At 44.8% G+C, this 20,936-nt stretch carries 19 protein-coding genes; 12 read left to right on the top strand and 7 right to left on the bottom strand.

The genetic code is table 11. The features are described from left to right. Positions 1-178: 178 nt before the first annotated feature. On the top strand, positions 179-856 hold the full coding sequence (locus ACN5NT_RS11915; protein ID WP_419175573.1) for a hypothetical protein: 678 nt from the start codon (positions 179-181) through the stop codon (positions 854-856). Between the two features lie 66 nt (positions 857-922). Here the strand turns inward: ACN5NT_RS11915 and ACN5NT_RS11910 are convergent, their stop codons facing one another. After that, positions 923-1,954, bottom strand: coding sequence for a DUF2860 family protein (locus ACN5NT_RS11910; RefSeq protein ID WP_136797037.1), 1,032 nt, complete (start codon positions 1,952-1,954; stop codon positions 923-925). Between the two features lie 1,295 nt (positions 1,955-3,249). Between ACN5NT_RS11910 and ACN5NT_RS11905 the strand changes: the two genes are divergently transcribed. Then, positions 3,250-3,393, top strand: a complete 144-nt coding sequence (locus tag ACN5NT_RS11905; RefSeq protein ID WP_419175572.1) for a hypothetical protein — start codon at positions 3,250-3,252, stop codon at positions 3,391-3,393. 256 nt (positions 3,394-3,649) lie between these two features. Then, positions 3,650-4,777, top strand: coding sequence for a DegV family protein (locus ACN5NT_RS11900; protein ID WP_419175571.1), 1,128 nt, complete (start codon positions 3,650-3,652; stop codon positions 4,775-4,777). A 317-nt stretch (positions 4,778-5,094) separates the two neighbouring features. Here the strand turns inward: ACN5NT_RS11900 and htpX are convergent, their stop codons facing one another. From htpX to ACN5NT_RS11880, 4 genes are all read right to left on the bottom strand, one after another. After that, entirely contained in the window at positions 5,095-5,955 is an 861-nt protein-coding gene (gene htpX / locus ACN5NT_RS11895; RefSeq protein WP_419175570.1) for a protease HtpX, read from the bottom strand. 319 nt (positions 5,956-6,274) lie between these two features. After that, positions 6,275-7,756 (bottom strand): SLC13 family permease, encoded by a 1,482-nt coding sequence (locus ACN5NT_RS11890; protein ID WP_136797033.1) that lies wholly within the window; start codon positions 7,754-7,756, stop codon positions 6,275-6,277. Positions 7,757-7,760: 4 nt separating this feature from the next. After that, complete coding sequence (locus ACN5NT_RS11885) at positions 7,761-8,327, bottom strand: CBS domain-containing protein (RefSeq protein ID WP_419175569.1); 567 nt, start codon at positions 8,325-8,327, stop codon at positions 7,761-7,763. Positions 8,328-8,362: 35 nt separating this feature from the next. Then, positions 8,363-8,806 carry a response regulator gene (locus ACN5NT_RS11880; protein WP_419175568.1) on the bottom strand — a complete coding sequence of 148 codons (444 nt, stop codon included), beginning with the start codon at positions 8,804-8,806 and terminating at the stop codon, positions 8,363-8,365. A gap of 646 nt (positions 8,807-9,452) precedes the next feature. Between ACN5NT_RS11880 and ACN5NT_RS11875 the strand changes: the two genes are divergently transcribed. The 8 genes from ACN5NT_RS11875 to ACN5NT_RS11840 all read left to right on the top strand — a co-directional run bounded on the left by ACN5NT_RS11875 (position 9,453) and on the right by ACN5NT_RS11840 (position 17,535). Beyond that, positions 9,453-10,682 carry a response regulator gene (locus ACN5NT_RS11875; RefSeq protein ID WP_419175567.1) on the top strand — a complete coding sequence of 410 codons (1,230 nt, stop codon included), beginning with the start codon at positions 9,453-9,455 and terminating at the stop codon, positions 10,680-10,682. Positions 10,683-10,709: 27 nt separating this feature from the next. Beyond that, positions 10,710-11,150 carry a response regulator gene (locus tag ACN5NT_RS11870; protein WP_419175566.1) on the top strand — a complete coding sequence of 147 codons (441 nt, stop codon included), beginning with the start codon at positions 10,710-10,712 and terminating at the stop codon, positions 11,148-11,150. 65 nt (positions 11,151-11,215) lie between these two features. Beyond that, entirely contained in the window at positions 11,216-12,637 is a 1,422-nt protein-coding gene (locus tag ACN5NT_RS11865) for a sigma-54 interaction domain-containing protein (protein ID WP_419175565.1), read from the top strand. 173 nt (positions 12,638-12,810) lie between these two features. Continuing rightward, positions 12,811-13,167, top strand: a complete 357-nt coding sequence (locus ACN5NT_RS11860) for a hypothetical protein (RefSeq protein WP_419175564.1) — start codon at positions 12,811-12,813, stop codon at positions 13,165-13,167. Next, positions 13,164-14,882 (top strand): sensor histidine kinase, encoded by a 1,719-nt coding sequence (locus tag ACN5NT_RS11855; RefSeq protein WP_419175563.1) that lies wholly within the window; start codon positions 13,164-13,166, stop codon positions 14,880-14,882. Before ACN5NT_RS11860 ends, ACN5NT_RS11855 begins: the two co-directional genes overlap by 4 nt. Before the next feature lie 8 nt (positions 14,883-14,890). Then, positions 14,891-15,319 carry a response regulator gene (locus ACN5NT_RS11850; RefSeq protein WP_228721392.1) on the top strand — a complete coding sequence of 143 codons (429 nt, stop codon included), beginning with the start codon at positions 14,891-14,893 and terminating at the stop codon, positions 15,317-15,319. Between the two features lie 72 nt (positions 15,320-15,391). Beyond that, positions 15,392-16,057: a hypothetical protein gene (locus tag ACN5NT_RS11845; RefSeq protein ID WP_419175562.1), complete on the top strand. Its 666-nt coding sequence runs from the start codon at positions 15,392-15,394 to the stop codon at positions 16,055-16,057. 770 nt (positions 16,058-16,827) lie between these two features. Continuing rightward, a complete protein-coding gene (locus ACN5NT_RS11840; RefSeq protein WP_419175561.1) occupies positions 16,828-17,535 on the top strand; it encodes a M48 family metallopeptidase in 708 nt (235 codons plus the stop codon). 232 nt (positions 17,536-17,767) lie between these two features. Here ACN5NT_RS11840 and ACN5NT_RS11835 read toward each other — a convergent pair whose 3' ends face one another. After that, positions 17,768-18,163: an H-NS family nucleoid-associated regulatory protein gene (locus ACN5NT_RS11835; RefSeq protein ID WP_136797023.1), complete on the bottom strand. Its 396-nt coding sequence runs from the start codon at positions 18,161-18,163 to the stop codon at positions 17,768-17,770. A gap of 790 nt (positions 18,164-18,953) precedes the next feature. After that, positions 18,954-20,030 carry a hypothetical protein gene (locus tag ACN5NT_RS11830; RefSeq protein WP_419175560.1) on the bottom strand — a complete coding sequence of 359 codons (1,077 nt, stop codon included), beginning with the start codon at positions 20,028-20,030 and terminating at the stop codon, positions 18,954-18,956. Positions 20,031-20,340: 310 nt separating this feature from the next. On the opposite strand from ACN5NT_RS11830, the gene ACN5NT_RS11825 reads away from it, so the two are divergent. After that, positions 20,341-20,622, top strand: coding sequence for a hypothetical protein (locus tag ACN5NT_RS11825; protein WP_136797021.1), 282 nt, complete (start codon positions 20,341-20,343; stop codon positions 20,620-20,622). The last annotated feature ends 314 nt before the right edge of the window (positions 20,623-20,936 follow it).

The raw sequence follows: 20,936 nt of genomic DNA, 5'->3' as shown, positions 1-20,936 counted from the left end.
AAGTCGATCACCTTTTTCTGATTGAATACTATTGCCATGAGGTCTAATTGCAGTGAAAATTGTCATAATAGCAAGCTAAACTCTACTCACCTGCTCAAGAGGAGCTTCGCGCTCCAGGTGCTGGTCTGGTCATGATGGTTTACTGAAAAACGCTGTTTACATTGATTGGGGGTGAACCATGGCACATGTAATTGCAGAGTATCTGAGTGTTCGCGATAAGATGCAGCCTGGAGATATTATTGCCTTCTCCGGAAAAGGGAATTTTTCTGAAATCATCAAGTGGGTGACACGGTCGGAAGTATCGCACATAGGTATTGTTTTCGAATCAAAGGTTCTCATGCACAACGAAGCTCAACGTGGCAAGATAGTCGATATTTTCGAATCCACAACGTTGTATGAAGACCCTGTAACCGACAAGAAAGTTCGGGGTGTACAGAAAAACAGAATGAGTGTCCGTCTCAAGTATTACGAAGGTGACATGTGGTGGTTGCCACTCAGTGAGAAAATTCGCGAACGACTTGATACCAAAAAACATATTGATTTTCTCCTGCACCAGGAGCAGAAAGAATACGATATGCCTCAAGCTGTAAAATCAGCATTGGATGTTCTTGATTCAACCCCGATAATAGGAAATGTTACCCACAACAGAGAGGATTTTGCTGCATTCTTCTGTTCTGAACTTGCAACGGCCGCCCTGGAATACGCAGGGGCGATCGGTAACATCAATAGCTCTGAAGTCACTCCCATTGATCTGTGTCGGTTCGACCTGTTTGGAACGGAGTATTATCAATTGAAAGGGGTGCAGAAAGAAATCAGCGGATATTGCAGTCTTAATCCGGAAGGCTATGGGGTATAAGGGGGGGGAATAGCACATAGAAAAACAGGCTGTACAGCTCATTGGCAGCCATACAGCCAGTTTTCTTTAGAATTGAAACATGACTCCTGCTGTGGCGAGGATAACCTCTGTTTCATAAAAGTCTATATTGCTCTCCACAAGAAAATAGGAGAGGTTGCAAAACAGACTGAAATCCTGATTGCCGAAAGGTGTAAGGCCAAACGGTTGCCGATAATAAAATTGGCCGGAGATCCCGTAGCGGTCATCATCCTGGCTTTTGCTGAAGACAGGGTTCGTTTCGTCGTAATCTGCAAAACCTATCAGGCCATTGATAACCGCTGTAAAAGGGTCGTCCTTGAAGATGTATGTAAGCTGAAAATCAGTCCCCCAGTGAGTTATGGCATCACCATCTCTGTCACTGTAGAAAAATGATATGGTAGGAACAAACAAATTTTTACCGTCGTACCTGTAGCGGTAACTGAGGTCAAACACGTGCCTGAGTCCGTCACGTTGTAAAAGAGATCTTTCCTGAGGAGTAAGATCGAGAGAATCGCCGCTTCTCTCATCATCTATATCGATATTTCTTAATGAGTAGCGAACTTCAAAGTTTGAATCCAGAAAGCTGTCGTAAGCGATTCGTGCCCCATATGAAGTGCGGTCTGTTTCCCGACGGGGAGATCCGGTGAGGAAGGGGTCTTCATATACCTCAGTCGGAAATCCTGTAAAGAGAATACCAACTGAGACCAGACTCTTGTCTGCAAACTCTTTCTTTACCGCCAACTGCTGTGAAAAATCCAGGCGGGCCACATCTTCGATGTTTGATCCCAGTACAATCTGAGTACGTTGTGGTGCAAATGTCCAACCAAGTTCAAAGTTGAAAACCCCTATTCCTGTAGTTTCTGAATCTGGTGTTTCGTCCAGATTGAATATGGTGTCTGTGCCAACATCCATTAATGAATTTCCTGCGATGGTGTTGTTTGAGTAGTTCATTACCCCACCACCTAACCGTACAAAACCGCTAAGTCCCGACTCATCAGGAATTGGCTCAACCCCTTGCGCATTATAGGTGAAAGAAAGCAGGGTGAGTGCCAACCACAAGGAAAAACATTTGTGTGTCATCTTTTCTCTCCTCAGGGTGTTGATAGAAAATATATTCAGAAGCTATTGCTTTTGGTTACCGCCAATCCTTCGCTCAAAAATATGTAAGGGGTACCAGAAAGGGTTGAGGGGGACACCCCGTCTGTGCCGGTTGTCATTCAAACATCTTGCGTCGTGAGTTGTTGAGCCTTAGCAGCCAACGTAGAGTCCCTCTGCCTCGGTTATCTCACGCCTGTTTCCTGGCCGTTACCCGCTGGGTTTCAGAAGGGAAATAAATTCACTCAATAATCATAACTTTAAGATGGAGCAGCATCAAGCTGTTTTATTTTAGAATTAAAAGCAGGTTTTCGTAAAATCTGGTCTGTAATGGTCGAAGAAGATCTCTCATGATAGAGGGGGTAAATGCGCACCAGACGGTGTGAAAATAGATACCCAAAAGATCAGATAAAACGTATGCGGGTAAGAGTGTAAAAAAGGATAAAGGTAAAAAGGTAAATACGTATAATGGTATGAGCGTATTGGTGGCGATACGTATACGCGTAAGAAGTATGTTGTCAGCCTCTCTGAAGTTACTATCTATAAGCACAGATATGTAATCGAAATCTGTTCGAAATTGACGTTCAATACCTCTTTGGAAAACATTATGCAATCATGGAAGGGGCATGTCCACCAGCAAAAGTAAGTTAGAATGAACCGTTGGATTATTTTTACCTTATTTTGCTGTTGCATATGTTGAACGCCTGCCAAAGGTTCCAGGGCATTGAAGATCATCTGGATATGATTTCGGCAGGGGAGAGTGAACACCATTTCGATGTTTAGATAGGCCCGGTGGTAACGAGTGGCTGATTCCGAGGCGGGTGACAGAAGTTTCAATAGTAATTAGATAGAGAGCTTTTGTCTGGATACGCTTCAGAACCAGTTTATATCGGGATGTGCATGGTGCTAACCGATATTTCATTATGCTTAAACACGTAAATACCAAAAAAAACAAAAACGTATAGGTGTGGATACGTGTATATGTTTTAACGTAAAAAAGTAGGACTTAGCTGTAATGTAATATATATAGGCAAGTGGCGTGCGTTGAAAGGTGGTCAGCTGATAGTGCTTTATGGAAAGGACGGGGAAGAGGGAATTGCTTTACCCTGGCTCTTTATCACTTCATCAATTTCGACAACCCATGCCCAGATGAACATGCTCAATATGCAGGCGAGGATGAGCCAGAGTATTATACGGGCGCCTTTGGGGCTACTAAAAAGAAGGGCTGAGCGAAGGTCATTAATAGTCGGGCGTCCTGGCTGGAACTTTTTGGAGCCGATATGCCGAAATATTCAGTGCTGGGCTTAGGCTGTTTCGGTTCAGACTGCTTCGGCTTCTCTGTGGACGTGAGCAAGGTGCCCGAACCAATGATCCTGATGAAGTTGTGCAGTGGCTGCGACATACTCATCGAACCTGATTTCTGATTTGCGGGCGATCACATGATCATCAAATCTGCAATTTTATGAAGTGTCAGGAAATTGTTACCAGGTATATCAATGAAATATTTGAATTAAATCAAAAATCTTGTAAGCTGTTCTTAACGTAAACTGGAACTAGGTGCGGGTTTTTATGTTGTGGTTTGTGTCAGGTTGGTGCGAACCAACTCTTTCGAAGTTTCAACTGTTCGATGGAATATCCCTGTCTGGGATGTAAAGCTGTTTCGCTGAAAGGAGTCAAAAAATGGGTCGAATTTTCAGTGTTGTTGCAGGATCGTCGGTGGAGATGGGAGAAGTTGTTCAGGGAATGAACGATGAAAGAGTCGGGCAATTACTCGATTTTATAGGTGCAGGACGAACGGAAGCGGAAGTAGTAAACAGTGGCCTGGCCTCATCGGATGAGATCCAGAAGTTATTGGATGGACTGGTAGCAGAAAAGATAATCAGAGCAGAGCTCATGAGTGACAGAAAAGCTCCGATCCTGCTGATAACTGATAGTGGTGCAGATTTGCCGGTCGATCTTATCCGGGAAAAAAATATTGTAATGGTACCAATGTCGGTGATTATTAATGGCAAGAAGTACCTTGATCGGTTCGATATAACTCCTGAGCAGTTTTATGATCAACTGAGAACAGTGAACGTTTTCCCTTCGACCACACCACCGTCAATTGAGGATTTCCACCGTCTCTTCAGCAGTCATATTGCTGAATATGATATCCTCGGGATTTTTATGTCCAAAAAAATGAGCAGCACTTTCGAGATGGCACGACAGGCGGTGGTGAATAACTACAATCTGTACCTGAAGCAGAGAAAGGGGAATACGAATCTCGATAAACAGTTCCGTATCGAACTGGTGGACAGCAAAAACGTCTCAATTGGGAGCGGGCTTTTGGTTCTGGAGGCGGCTGAGGGAATACGGCTTGGCAAGCCGATCGATGTTGTGAAGGAGCGAATAGAGTTGTTGGCTGACAAAGTCCGGGCATTTTTCATGGTGGACAGCCTCGATTATCTTGCACGTGGTGGAAGGATTGGTCATGGTTCTGCAAAGCTTGGCTCCTTTTTCGGCTTTAAACCGATATTGGGCATGGAAGATGGTGTTGTGAGCGCAAAAACAAAAAGCTTCGGCGGTAATAGAGCGAAACGAAAGCTGGTTGATTACATGACCCAAGAACTTGCCGGAGTCAGAGGCAGGGTTCGCATAGGAGTAAGTGGGGCAGATACTGATAAGGAACTTATCGCCTTGCGGGACATGATTTTGAAGACCTTTCCTGACCGTGACATCCTTAAAACTTCATTCGGGCCGACAGTGGGTAGTCATATCGGGCCGGGGGCTATGGGGATCGCCTGGCTGCCTGTTGGAGAATGGGATTAGCGCGCAGTTCTCCTGAATGGTGGGTAAAATTTACAATTGTATCGATTGATGACCAACTCAGTTAATGAGCCTGGGTTGGGATAGAGTTAAATTGCTCATCAGTGCTCATCAGTGCTCATCAGTGCTCATTCAGGATGCCTGAAGGTAGATAGAAAAGCTTGAAGAGAAGGCTGGCCCGCCAGAGGTTTGTGTTATCAGTTTTACTGACGGGCCAGGGTAGGCAGCCGCCTCCGAAGAGGCGACTGAAGGGGTATGTTGGCTATCGTGTTTTGGCTTTTAAAAAAGGGATCTGTGGGGGACCCCACAGAAGGGTAGGATTAGAGCTTCTGTAATGCCGCAATGCGGTCATCGAGATTCGGATGGCTCCGTAAAAGGCTTGCAAGTCCTCCCTCGCGAGGCCTGATGCCGAACGCGGCAACCTGCTCAGGAAGGTTCGAAGGTAACTGGTGGGTCTGCAGCCTTTGCAGTGCAGCAATCATTTTCTCTTTGCTGGTAAGATATGCAGCACCTTTATCGGCGACGAATTCACGTCTTCTTGAGAACCACATGGAGATCATGGAAGCAAAGAGTCCGAAAACGAGTTCTAAGACGATGGTTACAGCAATATAACCGAAGAAGCCGAGGCCTCCTCCTTCCTCATCGCTCATGAAGGTGTTGATTGCATTGGCAATCATACGTGAGATGAAGATCACAAAGGTGTTGAGTACACCCTGGATCAGCGCCATTGTCACCATGTCACCGCAGGCGACGTGAGTTATCTCATGGGCGAGTACTGCTTCGACCTCATCGCGTGACATATTGGAGAGAAGCCCGGTGGAAACAGCAACCAGGGCATCATTCTTTTTCATACCAGTGGCAAAAGCATTCATGTCTGGAGAATCGTAAATTGCCACTTCCGGCATATTGATCTCAGCTTCCTTAGCCATTCTGGCTACGGTATCATAAAGCCACTTCTCGGTAGGGTTCTGTGGGTTGGTTATAACCTGGGCGCCGGTGGATTTTTTGGCAATCCATTTGGACATGGCGAGTGAGATAAAGGAACCACCCATACCAAACATCAGGGCCATTACCAGCAAACCGGAAGTGCTGCGGCTGTCCAGCCCAAAGATGGTCATTACAATTCCCAGGAGAACGAGAATTGCGAGGTTAGTGGCTAAAAATAGACCGATACGTAACATAAGTGCCTCAAATAAGTTAATTAATTGTACATGTTCGGTTTTCTGCGACGAAAAACCCGACAGGAAGAAGAATCAGCAGGGACACGAACCAGTTCTTCCTCCTGCCAGGTGGGAGGCCTATTGCCTTGTGCATCTTGATGTAATCCGAACAGCTTATGTATATATTGCCCAACCATTATGCCGATGACCGGGATAATTGGCAGCAGTAAGCAGATAAGGGCAAAATCTAAAATTGGGATATTCATAGTCTTATGAGTCTCTGTTTTGGGTTCGCGCACCTGCCAACGGTTGATACATCGGCAGATGCGTGAAGCTCACTTTATACTGGTACCTTGACGGTCATGCCCATCAGGGGCCAGATAACTGTGACGGCAAGCCAGGTGACCGCGAGGAGCAGGCCTGAGGCAGGTATGCCGTACAAGAAAAATTCGCCGGTGGTAAATTGTTTCGAGTTGTAGGCAATTGCATTCGGTGCGGCTCCTACCAGCAGCAGGAATGGCATACCTGCTACAACCAGGGAGGAGAAGAGAATTACTTCTCCGGATACTCCGAGGTATGGAGCGATAACCAGAGCCACAGGCAGTGAAATTGCGATTGCAGCAACGTTCATGATGAAGTTGGTCATCATCATGACGAAGAAGGCCATGCCCATGATAAAAACGATTGCGGGTGCTTCGGCGAAAAGCTGCAGCCAGTTGACCGCCAGCCATTTTGCTGCTCCTGTCTCCCACAGGCAGTATCCGATCGACATGGCACCTGCAAAGAGCAGGATAATGTTCCAGGGAATCATCTCGAGATCGTCAATATCAAGGATCCTGAGCAGGAAGAAGGCAATGGTTGACATCAGCATAAGCCCGGTCTTGTCAAGGCTGGACAGCGCTGGTATGAAGTTCTGCAATGCGATAAGGCAAATGGTGCCCAGGATAACTGCAAGTGCTATGAGTTCATTTTTGGTCCAGCTGCCAAGGTCTTTATACATCTGTTTGGAGCGCTCTTTGAGGCCTTCAATCTCAGCTTTTTCTGGTTTGAAAAAGATCATGGTGAAGCCCCAGAGCAGAAAAACCATCAGCCAGCCTACGGGGGCCATGTACATGGTGAGTTCAAAGAAAGAAATCTCAACTCCCATAATATCTTTGTAAAAATCGAGAGCGACAACGCCTCGTGCGGCACCGAGCAGGGTAACAATACTGCCTGCGCCGGCAACGAAGGCCATGCCTATGAAGAGTCCTTTGCCAAATTTGGTCGGTTCGTCACTGTCTGTGTACAGTGCGTAAATGGTCATCAGGAGCGGAAACATTGTCGCCGCAACAGCTGTATGAGCCATAAGATGCGTCATCAAGGCGGTCATGACAAAGCATCCAAGGTAGATCAGGCTGGTTTTGTTGCCTATAATCGACAGCATTTTGTAGGCAATTCTTTTGGTAAGGCCAGTTTTTGTGAAGACCATACCAATGACAATTGAGCCAAAGATGAAGAGAACGGAAGGAGCCATGAAATCACGAAAGGCTACTCCGGCAGGCCTGATGAGGAAAAGGGCCTGTACTGCACCGATAGTAAGACTCGTAACACCGATGGGTACAACTTCAAAAACCCACCATGTTGCTGCAAGAACGAAAAGGGCAAGCGCACCTTTTGCCTCACGGCTCAGAGTATAACTTTCACCTAATGGGTCGAGGGCATCAGGCCATGGCGGACACCAGTAGATGAGCGCAAAAAGGCCGATTCCAAGGAACATAAAGAACAGGCGCCGCACATCGAAAGAGACAGCTTGATTTTTGATTTGTGTTGTTGTTTCACTCATAAGACTATCCTTCAGTAGTAAATGTATAGTTCGCATTGAACTCAGGCTGGAAGCCGGCAGCGAGGGCTGTAAAGACATCCTCGAGTCTTACAGCTCCGAGCAATACGTTGTTTTCTATTACTGGCAATACGCTGCTCTCCGTTCTAAGCAGGTGATCCAGCGCTTCAAGCACGTGGCATGAAGGCGTCACGGATGGCAGGGTTTGCGGGACAGACAGATATTCTCCAATGGTGGTGGTTGATTTACGCTGACATTCACTTTTGAACCAATCATCTATGGCTACAATGGTGTCTGCGTAGGAGTCTCTGTCTTTGAGTGGAAAATGTGAAGCGAGGGGTTCTATAGCAGGGCCAAAAAAATTCTTTAATATTGACCGAAGTTCAAACTGGCCAATATATTCACCCGCTTCGTTTACTACTAACAGGCTGTCGAAATGTATGCGACAGCCTGTTTCAGATCGATTCCCAGTGAGCAGATCGATACCTTTGCTCAACGACTCCCCTTTTTCTATATATGGGTAGGTCCCTAAGGGGATTGATATTTCCCTGACAATTGAGATATCTATCTTCAAAATGCAGCTCCCTGTTTGAATAGTTCTATAAAGCTTTAACTAAAACTTGGCATAATCTGAGGAAGAACTGGACTCGAACTCTTCCTTTTGCCTGTTTTTCTTCGGTGAAGTGTCGCTGCAGCAATTTTCTGCACGAGTTTACCGACCTGAACAGGTTTCTGGAGAAAATCGGAGACGCCAACCTTGAGAGCTTTCGCAGAAATCTCGATGCAACCATAGGGAGTGAGAGCGATTATCGGTATGGTTGGATCGATTTTTTTCAATCTTCTCGTGGTCTCAAGACTGGTAATGCTATCCGGAGAAGAGATGTCCATTACTATGGCATCGTATTCCTGTCTTTCAACCTTGCTGAAAGCGTCTTCTCTTGTTGTAGAAGTATTGACACGCAGATCCCTCATCTTTAATCGTGCAGAGAGCGCTTTTACGAAGTTCACTTCGTCATCAACCAAAAGAACACGTGCTGTAGTTTTGTCCGTCATACCTTCCCTCAATCGCTTTTATTTGAAAAAGGAGTAATCCAATATTTATATCTATACGGTATCGCTGTGTTGCTCTTTACCGGATACGGCTCACTTGTAGCAACCAGCATGCCATGTCACTAACAAATCAAATAAAGATAATGAAAACAAGCTGATGTGGCCACTATCCGGGTGGCTGGATTTCTGGTAGGCGTGCTTCTCTGGAAAAGAAAAGTGGCAAATTGAAACATTTTAATACACAATGTAGCATGTCGTTACAAAGTGTATTATTTTGTTGTGTGAGAAGTGCGTCAGGGGAATCAAACCTGGTTGTACCCTGGGTAAGCCAAAGAAGAGTTCTGTATTTTTTGAGAGAGGAACTGTTGAAGAGGCAGACGAGTTCGTGGGAGTGTGTAATAAAAAGATAATTAATATCTTTCCAGATGATTAAGGTTGTATCTGAAGGTGGTGGGGACGAGAGATAGCGTTTTGCAGCCGGGTGTTTGCAGAAGTTAAGTGTTGTAGAATCATGGGTTAGTTCAAGCTCTTAAAGAGCGGTTGATGTGGTTTGGTGTATCTGGCACGGAGAATGCATATGGTGAATTAGCTATGGTTAAACAATGTATCTGTCCACTAGACGTATTATAAAACAAAAGAGAGGTTCTCTATGTCATCAATAGCTATTTACCCATGCACATCTATACCGGCGAGTGATGTCGTCAAAGATATTGCCGAATCACTCGATCTAACGCTTTACAAAGATAATGATCTTTTTGCCGATACGTCCAGAAGGTACGGAACCAGTATTGATAAACTTGAGCAGGCGCTCTATGGCAAGACTTCAGTGTTTAATCAGTTTACTCTTGAAAGGGAGAAGTTGGTCAATCAGCTTAAGTCAGTTCTCGGAGAAAAACTGGTTAGCAAAGAAGAATTTCTTTTTTCAGGTTCAATTTCTTTCTTGATATCAGATCAAATCTCTCATGTGCTCAAGGTACTTCTGGCCGACACCAAGCAGTCGAGAATTGATAATGCGATAGTTGAGGGTAAGGTTTCTGAGAAAGAGGCTCAAAAAAATATTCGCAACGACGATCTCAAAGTGTACTACCTTGCGGATTTCCTTTTCAAGAAAGAGGCGTATGATGCTTCACTGTATGATCTGGTTGTGCCTCTTGAAGGAAAGTCGAGAGAAGAAATTGTCTCTGTAGTATCCCAGTACTTCCACAAAACCTCAGTGTTACGGACCAGCGAGTCGCAACTCGAAGCAGAGGATCTGTTGCACGAATGCAGGGTGAACTTCGCGCTTTTAAATAGTGGTCACAAGGTGAAGGTCTTTGTTAAAGACGGATTGGTGAAGCTGAAGGTTGAAAAATCGGTGCTCAATTTCACCAAGCTGGTTAATGAGTTGAAAACAATCGTTACAAATCAGGTTGATGCGGTTAAAGAGGTAGTGGTTGAGAAGTCTCCTGAGTACAATGATTCTATTTACAGACGGCAGAAATTCGATTTGCCATCAAAAGTATTGTTTGTCGATGATGAAAAAGAGTTTGTTCAGACTGTTTCCGAACGATTGATCAGCAGGGATGTAGGTACGTATGGCGTATTCAATGGCGAAGAGGCCTTGAATGTTATCGCCGAAGATCGCCCGGATGTTATGGTGCTGGATCTGAAAATGCCTGGTATCTATGGAATTGAAGTGCTGCGTCGCGCCAAAGAGATGGCCCCTGAAGTAGAGGTTATTATCCTTACAGGTCACGGAACCCACCAGGATATGATGGATTGCATGCAACTTGGCGCGTTCGCTTACATGAATAAGCCGGTTGATATAGGGGAGCTGTCAGCTAATATAAAGGCTGCAAACGAGAAAGTCATGGCAGAGAGGATGCAGGCTGTGGCATAGCGTGATGAGTTTGAAGAGGAGAACCAAATGGAGCATACACTGAATACACGAGTGCTGCTGGTGGATGATGAAGAGGAATTTCTCTCAGTTCTTGCCAATAGACTTGAAGCGCGGGATCTTAAAGTAAGCACGGCGACAAGAGGTGAAGAGGCAGTTGCAATTGTCGACCAGAAAGATTTTGACGCAATAATACTCGACATGGCTATGCCTGGTATGGGTGGTCTTGAAACATTACAAAAAATAAAGGAAAAACATCCCGATGCCGAGATAATCATCCTCACCGGACACGGCAGCATCAAGGCTGGCGTGGAGGCTATGAAGCTCGGAGCAGAGGATTTTCTTGAAAAACCAGTTGATATTCGTGAGCTAATGGAGAAAATCCAAGACGCGAAAGAAAAGCGGGTACTCATCCTGCAAAAAAAATCTCAAGAGGAAATAGAAAAGATCCTCAAGAGCAAATCCTGGTAAATAGAGCCGGATGCACTTCCTGTCAGAGGTGCATCCGGCTTTTGTATAATTAAGGAGCTGTATAAATGGCTGTGCTCTTTACTCCTGACTACCTGACAATGCTGGAAGGTGTCCCGTATCCTGCAATGATCCTGAATGACAGGTCACGTATTCAGGCCATGAACCGGCTTATGCAGGCCATAACAGGGTACGCCATTGAAAACGTACGCGGGGTACATGGCGAGCTGGTGGTGCGCAGCAATACCGGTAATACCAGGGGCCAGAATTACAACAAAGTCCTGCAAACCGGTGAACCGATGTCGGTGACCGGTGACATCCTCAATCGCTTTCGGCGAAAGATTCCCACGCTTTATCATATTTCCCGTATAAAAGATGCACAGCAGAGTCTCGGTCTGCTGGTAATTGTCGAGGATACCACCGGCAGAGCCAGTGAGGGCGATGCTGTCGAAAACAATTACGCATCTCAGGAATTGATAGGGCACAGTCCTCAGATGCAGAAAGTATTCGACATGATTCCACTCATGTCGCAGACAGATGCTTCTGTTTTGATTACCGGTGAGACAGGAACCGGCAAGGATAAGATAGCAGAGCTTATCCATGCAGAATCGAGCAGGGCAAGGTATCCATTCATTAAAGTGAATTGCGGTGCGCTACCGACCGATTTGCTCGAGTCAGAACTCTTTGGTCACGTGAAGGGCGCTTTTACTGGTGCGACCAGGAATAAGCAGGGAATGTTCAAGCTTGCTGATCGTGGTACTCTGTTTCTGACCGAAATTGGTGATATGCCACTGCCGTTGCAGGTGAAACTGCTGTCAGTACTGGATGATAGCAGGTTTATACCGGTAGGTGGTGAGCAGAGTGTGGAGGTTGACGTCCGTATAATTGCGGCTACTCATCGACCGCTGAGGGAACAGGTGAAACGAAATGAATTCAGAGAAGACCTGTTTTACCGGCTTAATGTCCTCCACGTCCATTTGCCTTCACTCCGGGAGCGTCAATCTGATATCCGTTATCTTCTGGATCATTTTCTGCAGAAATTCAATAAAGCCCTTGGTAAAAACATTGTTGGTTTTACGCCATTGGCAAGCCAGATCCTCTCTGCCTATGCTTTCCCCGGCAATGTCAGGGAGTTAAGAAATATAGTAGAATATGCGGTAAATGTTTGTAAACGCAAAAAGATTAGTGACCAGAATCTCCCGCCCTACATTTTCGATAAACAGCTGATTGTGTCTGAAATGGTTACAACAGAGCCGGAAAGTGTGCCCGATTCCAAGGCCCAGGTTAAGGCCGCAGTTGCGTTGGAACCCGCGATCGGTATAACGGATGGCAGCAGTGGCAATGGCAATGAGAGTTGGGGCGATATCGAAAGGCAGATGATTGTTGACGCTCTGCTTACCAATGGTGGGAATCGCACGACGACATCTGAGCAACTGGGGTGGGGCCGTATGAAGTTGTGGAGAAAGATGAAAAAATACGGTTTGCTTTAGGGGTTGTCTGAGTACTGCGAGTTTTTACAATCAAGGTGTCGAGAGGAAAAGATTGAAGTCATATGTTTCTTGTTGTGATCAGTAGCCTATCTCTCGATAATACCGGGTTGGGAAAAATGTTCATTTTGACAGCCTCCCGGAGCACAGTAATTAAAATTTCGGGTTGAACTGGTATGCGAAAACTATTGATGCCGATCCAGGGCGATTATGTTGCCCCGCGGTTTGATCTTGCCACTGAGGTGTATGTGGCAAGATTTGAAGATGGAAAAGTTGTTGGTGAGCCCAAGACTATTATTATGGAAAAGCCTTCAGATGAGGAACTTTGCCACATGATAATCGAAGAGCATATCAGCGATGTCATCTGCGGAGGAATAGAGGAGATTCATTATAATTTCCTTGTCTGGAAAAAAATTGTGGTAAAAGATGGTGTCATCGCAAGATGGGAGGATGCATTTCAACTTCTGCTTGATGGGACACTTGGCCAAGGTGACATTGTGCTCGATCAAAGTGATGCTCTTGGAATCCTATGAGCATACGGAAGATTTTAGGCAAGCTGGATGCCTTCATTCCAGATTCAATGCGGGGCCCGGTGGATCTCGGGACCAAAGAGAGAAATTACCGGCAGCTGAAATCGCTCCTTATGGCAGCGATGCTGGGCATTGCCATGGTACCGTTATTGATGGTGGCAGGCCTCAGTTATTATTACTATAAAGACCTGCTACAGAACTCGGAGCGTGAACAACTTGAGTGGCAACTTGACGGTGCGACGAACTCTATAGAGCATATGGTGGATAGTCTCAAGTCCGCTATCCAGTTTACAACAAAGGGGGATCGCTATGGTGAGCTGCTTGATCAGCAAAACCTGGAGGAACTGCTATCGAGGATGCAGTACCACTACGGCTTTTTTGCAGATCTGGGGGTAATCGACGCCAACGGAATCCAGCAAGCCTATAGCGGTCCGTACGGATTGACTGGCACTGATTATCACAATGAAAAGTGGTTCAGGGATATCGCTGATGGCGGTGTTCATATTAGTCGGGTAACCACAGGTTTTCGCAAAGCCGCTCATTTTGCAGTGGCAGTAAGTGCCATCGACCCGGTTACCAGACAGGTCTGGGTGTTGCGAGCGACCATCGACTCATCGACTCTGCAAAAATTCATAGACACTATAAAGACCGCAGCTACCGATGATGTGTTTCTGGTGGACGATGAAGGAGTTCTCCAGACCTCTTCCAGGTTCTATGGTGAAACCCTGTCCCGTTTCAGTCAGGAAATACCTGCGGGAATTCGCTCCGGCATTTTAGATGATGGTGCAAATGTCTTTGAGGCTATCGGCATCATTGAAGATACGCCTTGGTCTGTGGTCATTCTCAAAAAGCACTATTTGCAGCAGGAAGAGTGGCAGGATTTCAGAAAGAAACTGTTTCTCATTGTTTTCAGTTGTATGCTGGCCGGTATTCTGGTGGTCGTTGTGCTGGTTGAAAAACTGACTGATATGATAAAGAAAACAGATGAGTTACAGCTGACGATGCTGAAAGAGGCCGAACACACCAATAAGCTTGCCTCAATCGGTCGTCTGGCTGCCGGTGTCGGCCATGAGATAAATAACCCGCTTGCTATAATCGATCAAAAGTCCGGGTTGATTGAAGACCTGCTGCTTATGGGGGAAGATTTTCAGTATAAGGGTGTGATCCTGAAAAATCTTGAAGGTATCAATACCAGTGTAGGGCGCTGTAAAACTATTACCCATCGCTTGCTTGGTTTCGCTCGCCGGGGTGATAACAGGCTGGAGACTCTTCAGGTCTGTGACGTGCTGACCGAGGTTCTGCAATTTCTTGAAAACTCAATGGTGAAAAAGAGAATAACTGTCGATCTGCAAAAAAATGAAGATCTTCCCTTGCTCAGGAGTGACAAGTTTCAGTTACAGCAGATTTTCCTGAATATCATTAACAATGCCATTGATGCCATCGGTGAAGATGGCCTTGTCTCCATTAACAGTTATGTGGTAGCCGGAGATATTCGGGTAGTTATACAGGATGATGGGGCGGGCATGTCGGAGGAGGTTGCTGCACATATCTTCGAGCCGTTTTTTACCACGAAAGAACAAGGCAAAGGTACTGGCCTCGGTCTCTCAATCACCTATGGTCTGGTGAAGAAGCTAGGTGGCGATATCACCGTAAGATCCCAGGTTGGAAAAGGGACAGCATTCACAATTACTTTACCAATTAATAATGAATCAGTATGAAGGTGCGGATGAACTCTACAAGTGATGATAAACACAAAATGTCTGAATCAGGATTGAATGAGGCTGAGCCCCCTAAAATCAAACTTCTTATTGCTGATGATGAACAAGAGTTTGCTGCAACTCTGTTAGCTCGACTGGAGCTAAGGAACTTCGACGTTACTACCGTTGCGAGTGGGACAGAGGCCATTGCAGCAGTTGAGGAGGCAATGCCGGATGTGATGGTGCTCGACTTGAAAATGCCGGATCTGGATGGATTGGAAGTACTGGCTCAACTACGCAAAAAATATTCTGACCTCAAGGTGATAATTCTTACAGGGCATGGTTCTTTCGAAGCTGGAAGAGAAGGGATGGAGCTGGGTGCTTTTGATTATCTTATGAAACCGGTTGACCTGAATAAGTTGATTGAAGTGGTTCGGGATGCTCACCGGCAGGGATGATCTGGCAATTACAGCTTCCTGGCAGATTGGATATCGATCAAATGCTGGTTCAATAACATGGGTGTAGAAAGCATGAGTGGAATATATACTGCAGAGAAAGTCTGCCTTGATGTGGTTGCTGAGGTATCGGCAATGGTTACTCACGAGGTGAATAATTCATTAGCTGTGATCAACGAGAATGCAGGCTATCTGGATGATCTGGTATTGATGGTCGGAGAGGACGGTGAATTACCTGCCGAGCGGGTTAAACGATCTGTAACTTCAATAGCTTCTCAAGTGCGAAGAACCAATAACCTGATGAAAAAGCTGAACAGGTTCGCCCATAGCGGTGATGAGCCTGTGGCAGCGATAGACCTCGTTGAATCTCTGCAGGTAATGATAACCCTGACGGGCCGTAAAGCGGACTCCTCGGAGATTTCTGTGGGCCTGGAAAGCGTGGACCCAGTGATTATAACCACAAAACCGCAGATGGTGTATACTCTCATCTATCTCTGTTTAAGGCATCTATACCAGGAAGCTGGTGCTGGTAGTGTCGTGAAGTGCGAGGTGTATCGCTCTGAGGATGAAGAAGAAGTTGCGGTTTTACGATTCCAGGTAACTGCACAACAGGGGGCAAACTTTTCAAAGCTGCCTGAAGATAGATCCCTGGCCTTGATTATCGCGGAAGTCAGTGCGAAGGTGCAGACTGAGAACGATGGTATACTGGTAAAATTGCCACACAGTTCTTCTATGGTATAATACACAGGCTATCTGCCCCTCCCCAGCGTCTCATCAGTTCAAGCGATCTCAGCTTCGACCTTTGTGGTTATAAGCCTTCGTAATCTGCCATGTTAAGATTCATTTTGATGACCGCCGAGGCTCAAGCAGGGAGTGACCAGGAGTCAGGCGTCTAAGCGGTGTATGCTGAACCAATACCCTTATTAACTTATTTTCCTGATATTAAATCAAAAAATGCATTGTAATAAATTAGAGCCGTTTATGATGTAGTTTCCCTCCTCCCCCCTCCTCACAATTCTTAAACTGAAGTTTTGTGGTAATTAGATACAATTTTATAGTTGGAAAGGTTTAATTTAATACGAGGTAGATCGGATCAAAATTGTTGAGTATTGTGGTTCTTTCACCCATGAGGAGGGTAGCTTCGTCTGAGTTGACTTTGCCCGGCTTGTTTTCAAGCTGGGCTTTTTTGTGTTTTGGGAGTGTCGTTTCCTGTAAAGTTGTAAGAATTATTCCGTCGAACATTGCTTGAAATGATGTGAAACCAGTGTTCAATATGGTTTGAAAAGCTTGAAGACAATGGCTGGGGTATGAGCACTGTGTGGGAAACTAAAGGGGTATTGTGTCGAGTTTTGTGTAGTTCGTTGAAGGGGTTCGGCAATTGTTGAAGGGCGTCAAAAGGATGTGGTACAGATTATTGGTTTTAATTGGATTGCACCTACAATGTCTTTGCCGCATAACAGTGAAAATCCAATAATTTTTTTAAAGTGAGATACGTGAGAAGGCCTCGAGTTGTGAAAAGCAAGACTATTAAAGTCGATAATATCCAGGTGGAGGTTTTCTGGAAAAAGATTAAAAACATTAATCTTCGGATCAAATCACCAGCGGGCAATGTTGTTGTGTCCGCACCAGTGGGGGTATCTGATTACACAATAATTGAACTCATTCGAGCAAAATATCAATGGATATGTGAAAAACAGTCCTTGTTACAACGTGAAGTAGCCGAAAATAAAACAAAAAAGAATACCGATACCGAAATATTCTTTAAGGGATGTAAATATCCTGTCGAAGTACGCTATAACGCAGGAAAAGATAGTCTGAATTTCCATGCTGATGGCAAAATCATTGTTCAATCAAAGAATGTGTTATCGGTTAGTGAGTTGGAGAATCTCGTCAATGGCTGGTATCGGTATCAGCTTAAGTTGAAAATACCTGAATTGCTTAAGAGTTGGTTGCCGGTTATTGGGGTTGAACTCAATGAGTGGAGAATACGCCGTATGAAGACGCGGTGGGGGAGTTGTAACATCGTCAAGCGAAGGATCTGGCTAAATCTGGAACTTGCCAAGTTGCCGCCTGAATGTCTTGAATATGTTGTGGTCCATGAACTTGTGCATCTGCATGAGCGGAAACACAATGCCCGATTCTGGGGATTGGTTGAAGCGTTTCTGCCAGATTGGAGGGAGAGTCGGAGAAAGTTACGGGAATGGGAAGTCGCAATGTGAAACTGTTTTCGTGGAGATATGCAGGTGCGTAATTGAGATGAGTTGTTATCAATCTTATTATTTGAAGGTGTTTTTTTCCGCGTCTTTTGCTGACGTAACTGCTGGTGCTGTTTATGAAATACGGTGTTGCTTTAAAAAAAATAAAGCCATTCAGCCTCTATCACGAATGACTCAGATGATAGAGGGAACGGCTTTGTGTCTGTGACCAACAGTACCTAGGTCAGGAACATCCTTATTTGATCAGGAAGTTCTCCAGGGACTCACCTGCGTCTACGCGTGCTTTAAAGACATTTGGCATGCGACCTTGACCTGTCCAGGTAATACGCTCACCTGCTTCATTCATGATCTCGTATTTAGGTGGTCTTGGTGCTCTTTTACCTTTCTTGACTGGTGCGTCGGTTACCAGATCATCTAATTTAATGCCATCGGCTGCCATCATCTCCCGATATTTCGCAATTTTTTCAAGACGCTCTGCATCAGCACGTTTAAACTCTTCTTCCTGCTCCAATCTGTCTTCGATGATCTTATCAAGCTTGGCTTTAATTTCTTCAAGTTGCTCGATTGTCATTTCTTTGGTTGCACTTTTGAAACGACGTGCGTGGGTTATAACTTTGATGAATTCTTCCATGATATATCCTTATAAAATGTTGTGTATGAATCGGGCCTGAAATATTTCTTAATGATAATATAGTTTTTCAACTATGCAAGAAATTTTCAAGGAAAATATTACTGTAAACGTGTCTATATTTTAAAAAAGTGATTCGAAGAGATTACAATTACAATGTACTTTTGAACCTTTATTAAAGACAGGAAATATGTTTTTTATATATTTAGAGGTAGTTGCGCGATATAGGGGCTGCCGGGCCAAGTGCGTTGGCAGGCAAAAGGAAGGCTAGTGATTCATATATGTTTCTTAAAAATCTGTAATAAAACAGTATATAAGATTTGCTGGTTTTGGGCTTTTGTGCTTGGAATTCTCCATGCAACGAAGCGCTGGATTACAACTTATGTCGGTCGATACTATATAAAAATGAGTGTTTTTAGGGGAAGGACCACGAATAGGATTACCTGGTCTGCTTGAAAATATTCCTGATGTATAGATTCTTATTCAATATGATATCCTGAGTAGGGCAATTTATGGAGTTACACTAGTGAATTCACATCACTGACGGGGAATATAACCTTTAGGCAGAGGGCAGCAGTGAAAATGAAATACATAATAGTCTTAAAGGTCAGAAAGCTGAGCGGGCAAGGTCCTTCTGCGCAGTCCACGCTGGTTCGCATGCCGGGTTATCTCATGGATATCGAAAATAATGCTTGGCAGCTAAGTGAATGAAATACGACTTTTATATATGACGTGAGGTTATCCCTGATTCCCACCCGAAAGGTTCGATTTGAGAGAATACAGCAATTCTCATTCATGGAGTCATGAACTTCTTCTGTATCTCATAAGAGAGTGTGCTGTTCATTTCAAGAACATCCAGAGCTGTATTCAAAGGCAGTGAGCCGGTTCCACAAGAAGGAGTTATGAAGACCCGTTGAAGGAGACTCTCCTTTACAAATCCTAAGGCGGTAAGTTGGTTGAGTTGGGTTTTAAATTTGTCGAGCAGTGATGTAACAGTTTCTTTGGATATGATTTCAGGATCGCCGGTCGGAACAATTCCCCAGGCAAGAATACCGCCTCTTTGGAGGAAACTGGTAAGCTCCTCTTTAAAGAGAAGCAAATTTTCAAAATAACTATACGCATCGAAACTAATAATATCTGCCTTTGATTGCAGAACAGGAGCCCAGTCACCATTAGCACAGATGTGGACACCAACCAGGGCGCCGGTTGCCCTTATGCCGGAAATAATTTCTGTCATAGATTCGGTAACCAATTCTCTGGTAATACCAACAAAGGCGCTCGAGCCGAAACTTACCATTGCAGGTTCATCAATAAAAATGATCGGAGTTTTTATCTTGGCTCGCTGTTGGATTTGCCTGGTTTGCCAGCATCCTTTCATCGTGAGATGTTTGACCAGCATGTCCCTGAGGTTGTCATCATAAAAAATAGATTCTCCTTGTCCGGTTTTAGCGCCAATGCCAGTGGTTATCGGCCCGGTAACCTGTCCTTTAACCGTGTACGAATCGTGCTTGCGCAAGTGAAGGGTATCCAGTAAGACAGAAAATCCCGATGCGCTATCTGCTGCCAGTCTAAAACGAGAATCTTTCAGCAGATCGTGGTTTGCTTCCACAGCCATATATTCTTCATAAAAGGCTGTCATGGAAACAGCGAAGTCCTCTGCCTCGGTGTCTATCCAGAAGCCTTTATTGCTGTCTATCAGTCCTGGAAATCCTGTGAGAAATTGTCGGACCATACCCTCGCGAGGATTCTTCGGCAGTTGTGGCCAAAGAGGTATTTCCGGTGTGTAACGAAGTATAATGTCAGCGGCTTGCTGATGATTGGTAATTGGTAGGCTGCCAATAAGAAGTGGTCGGCAGTTTGGTGTAATCATAAGAAATGCCTCCTCGTGGACGGATGCGGAATGGAAGCTGCGTTATTTTAATAATTCTACTAAAATCCTATACTTCATATAGGCTTCTTTGTCTCTGTTTTACGTTTCGGATGAACTGTTTCTGCCTTGATTGAATTCAATTTTCAACAACTCAAATACATGGTATGAATGGAATTGTAAGTTAGAGAAAAGTGTGTAGCGGTTGATTTCGCGTTTTAGAACCTATTCTCAATATGATTGGTCATTTCAGAACTTTTAACCAATCTCAAAGATGTCTTTTTATGTTCTATAAAAAAGGAGGAGCTACTCTATGGAGTTGAATTTTCTAGAGGTGTTTCTGTACTCATTTTTTGGTGTTGCGGTTGGTTATGCTTTGCTTGCCGGCTTTACACCAATTTTTTATAAAAAAAAGGCATGGGGGCAGCTAACCCGCAATGAATTGAAAGTTAAACAGGGGACTGCCACTATTGAAAACAAGATGGATTTATTGATCCGTTCATTCTTTACAAGTCTCTTCACGTATCAGGTCTATCTGATAGCTTTGCTCATAGCTGTTTTGGTCTATGCTGGAATTAATTACCTGCCGCTATAACGTCACAAAATAAGCAGAATAGCCGCTTACAGGTTGCGGTAGTTATGCTGTTTAAAATGTTCATTACCCTTGAAACTCAGCAAGAACTGGTGAGGAATAGGGGCAAATTTGGCAGTCATCATAACGGGAATGGGAAGAGCCCTATACAATTTTGCCAGTTGGAAGATCGAAAATTAAAGTAGTATCAATCCGTTCGTCGAACTCCCGACTGGTCCCAGCCCGATTTTGCCATAATGTCCCCCTGTCCTGATGAGAGTTCCGGGCTGGTTCCTGTACTGTTTTTAAAGATATCATAATTGCCGGAGGCGGCAAGC

Origin of the sequence: Desulfosediminicola sp. (assembly GCF_048381775.1) — a bacterium.
GTDB lineage: Bacteria > Desulfobacterota > Desulfobulbia > Desulfobulbales > Desulfocapsaceae > Desulfopila > Desulfopila ganghwensis.
This window is presented reverse-complemented; position numbering and strand designations above follow the sequence as displayed.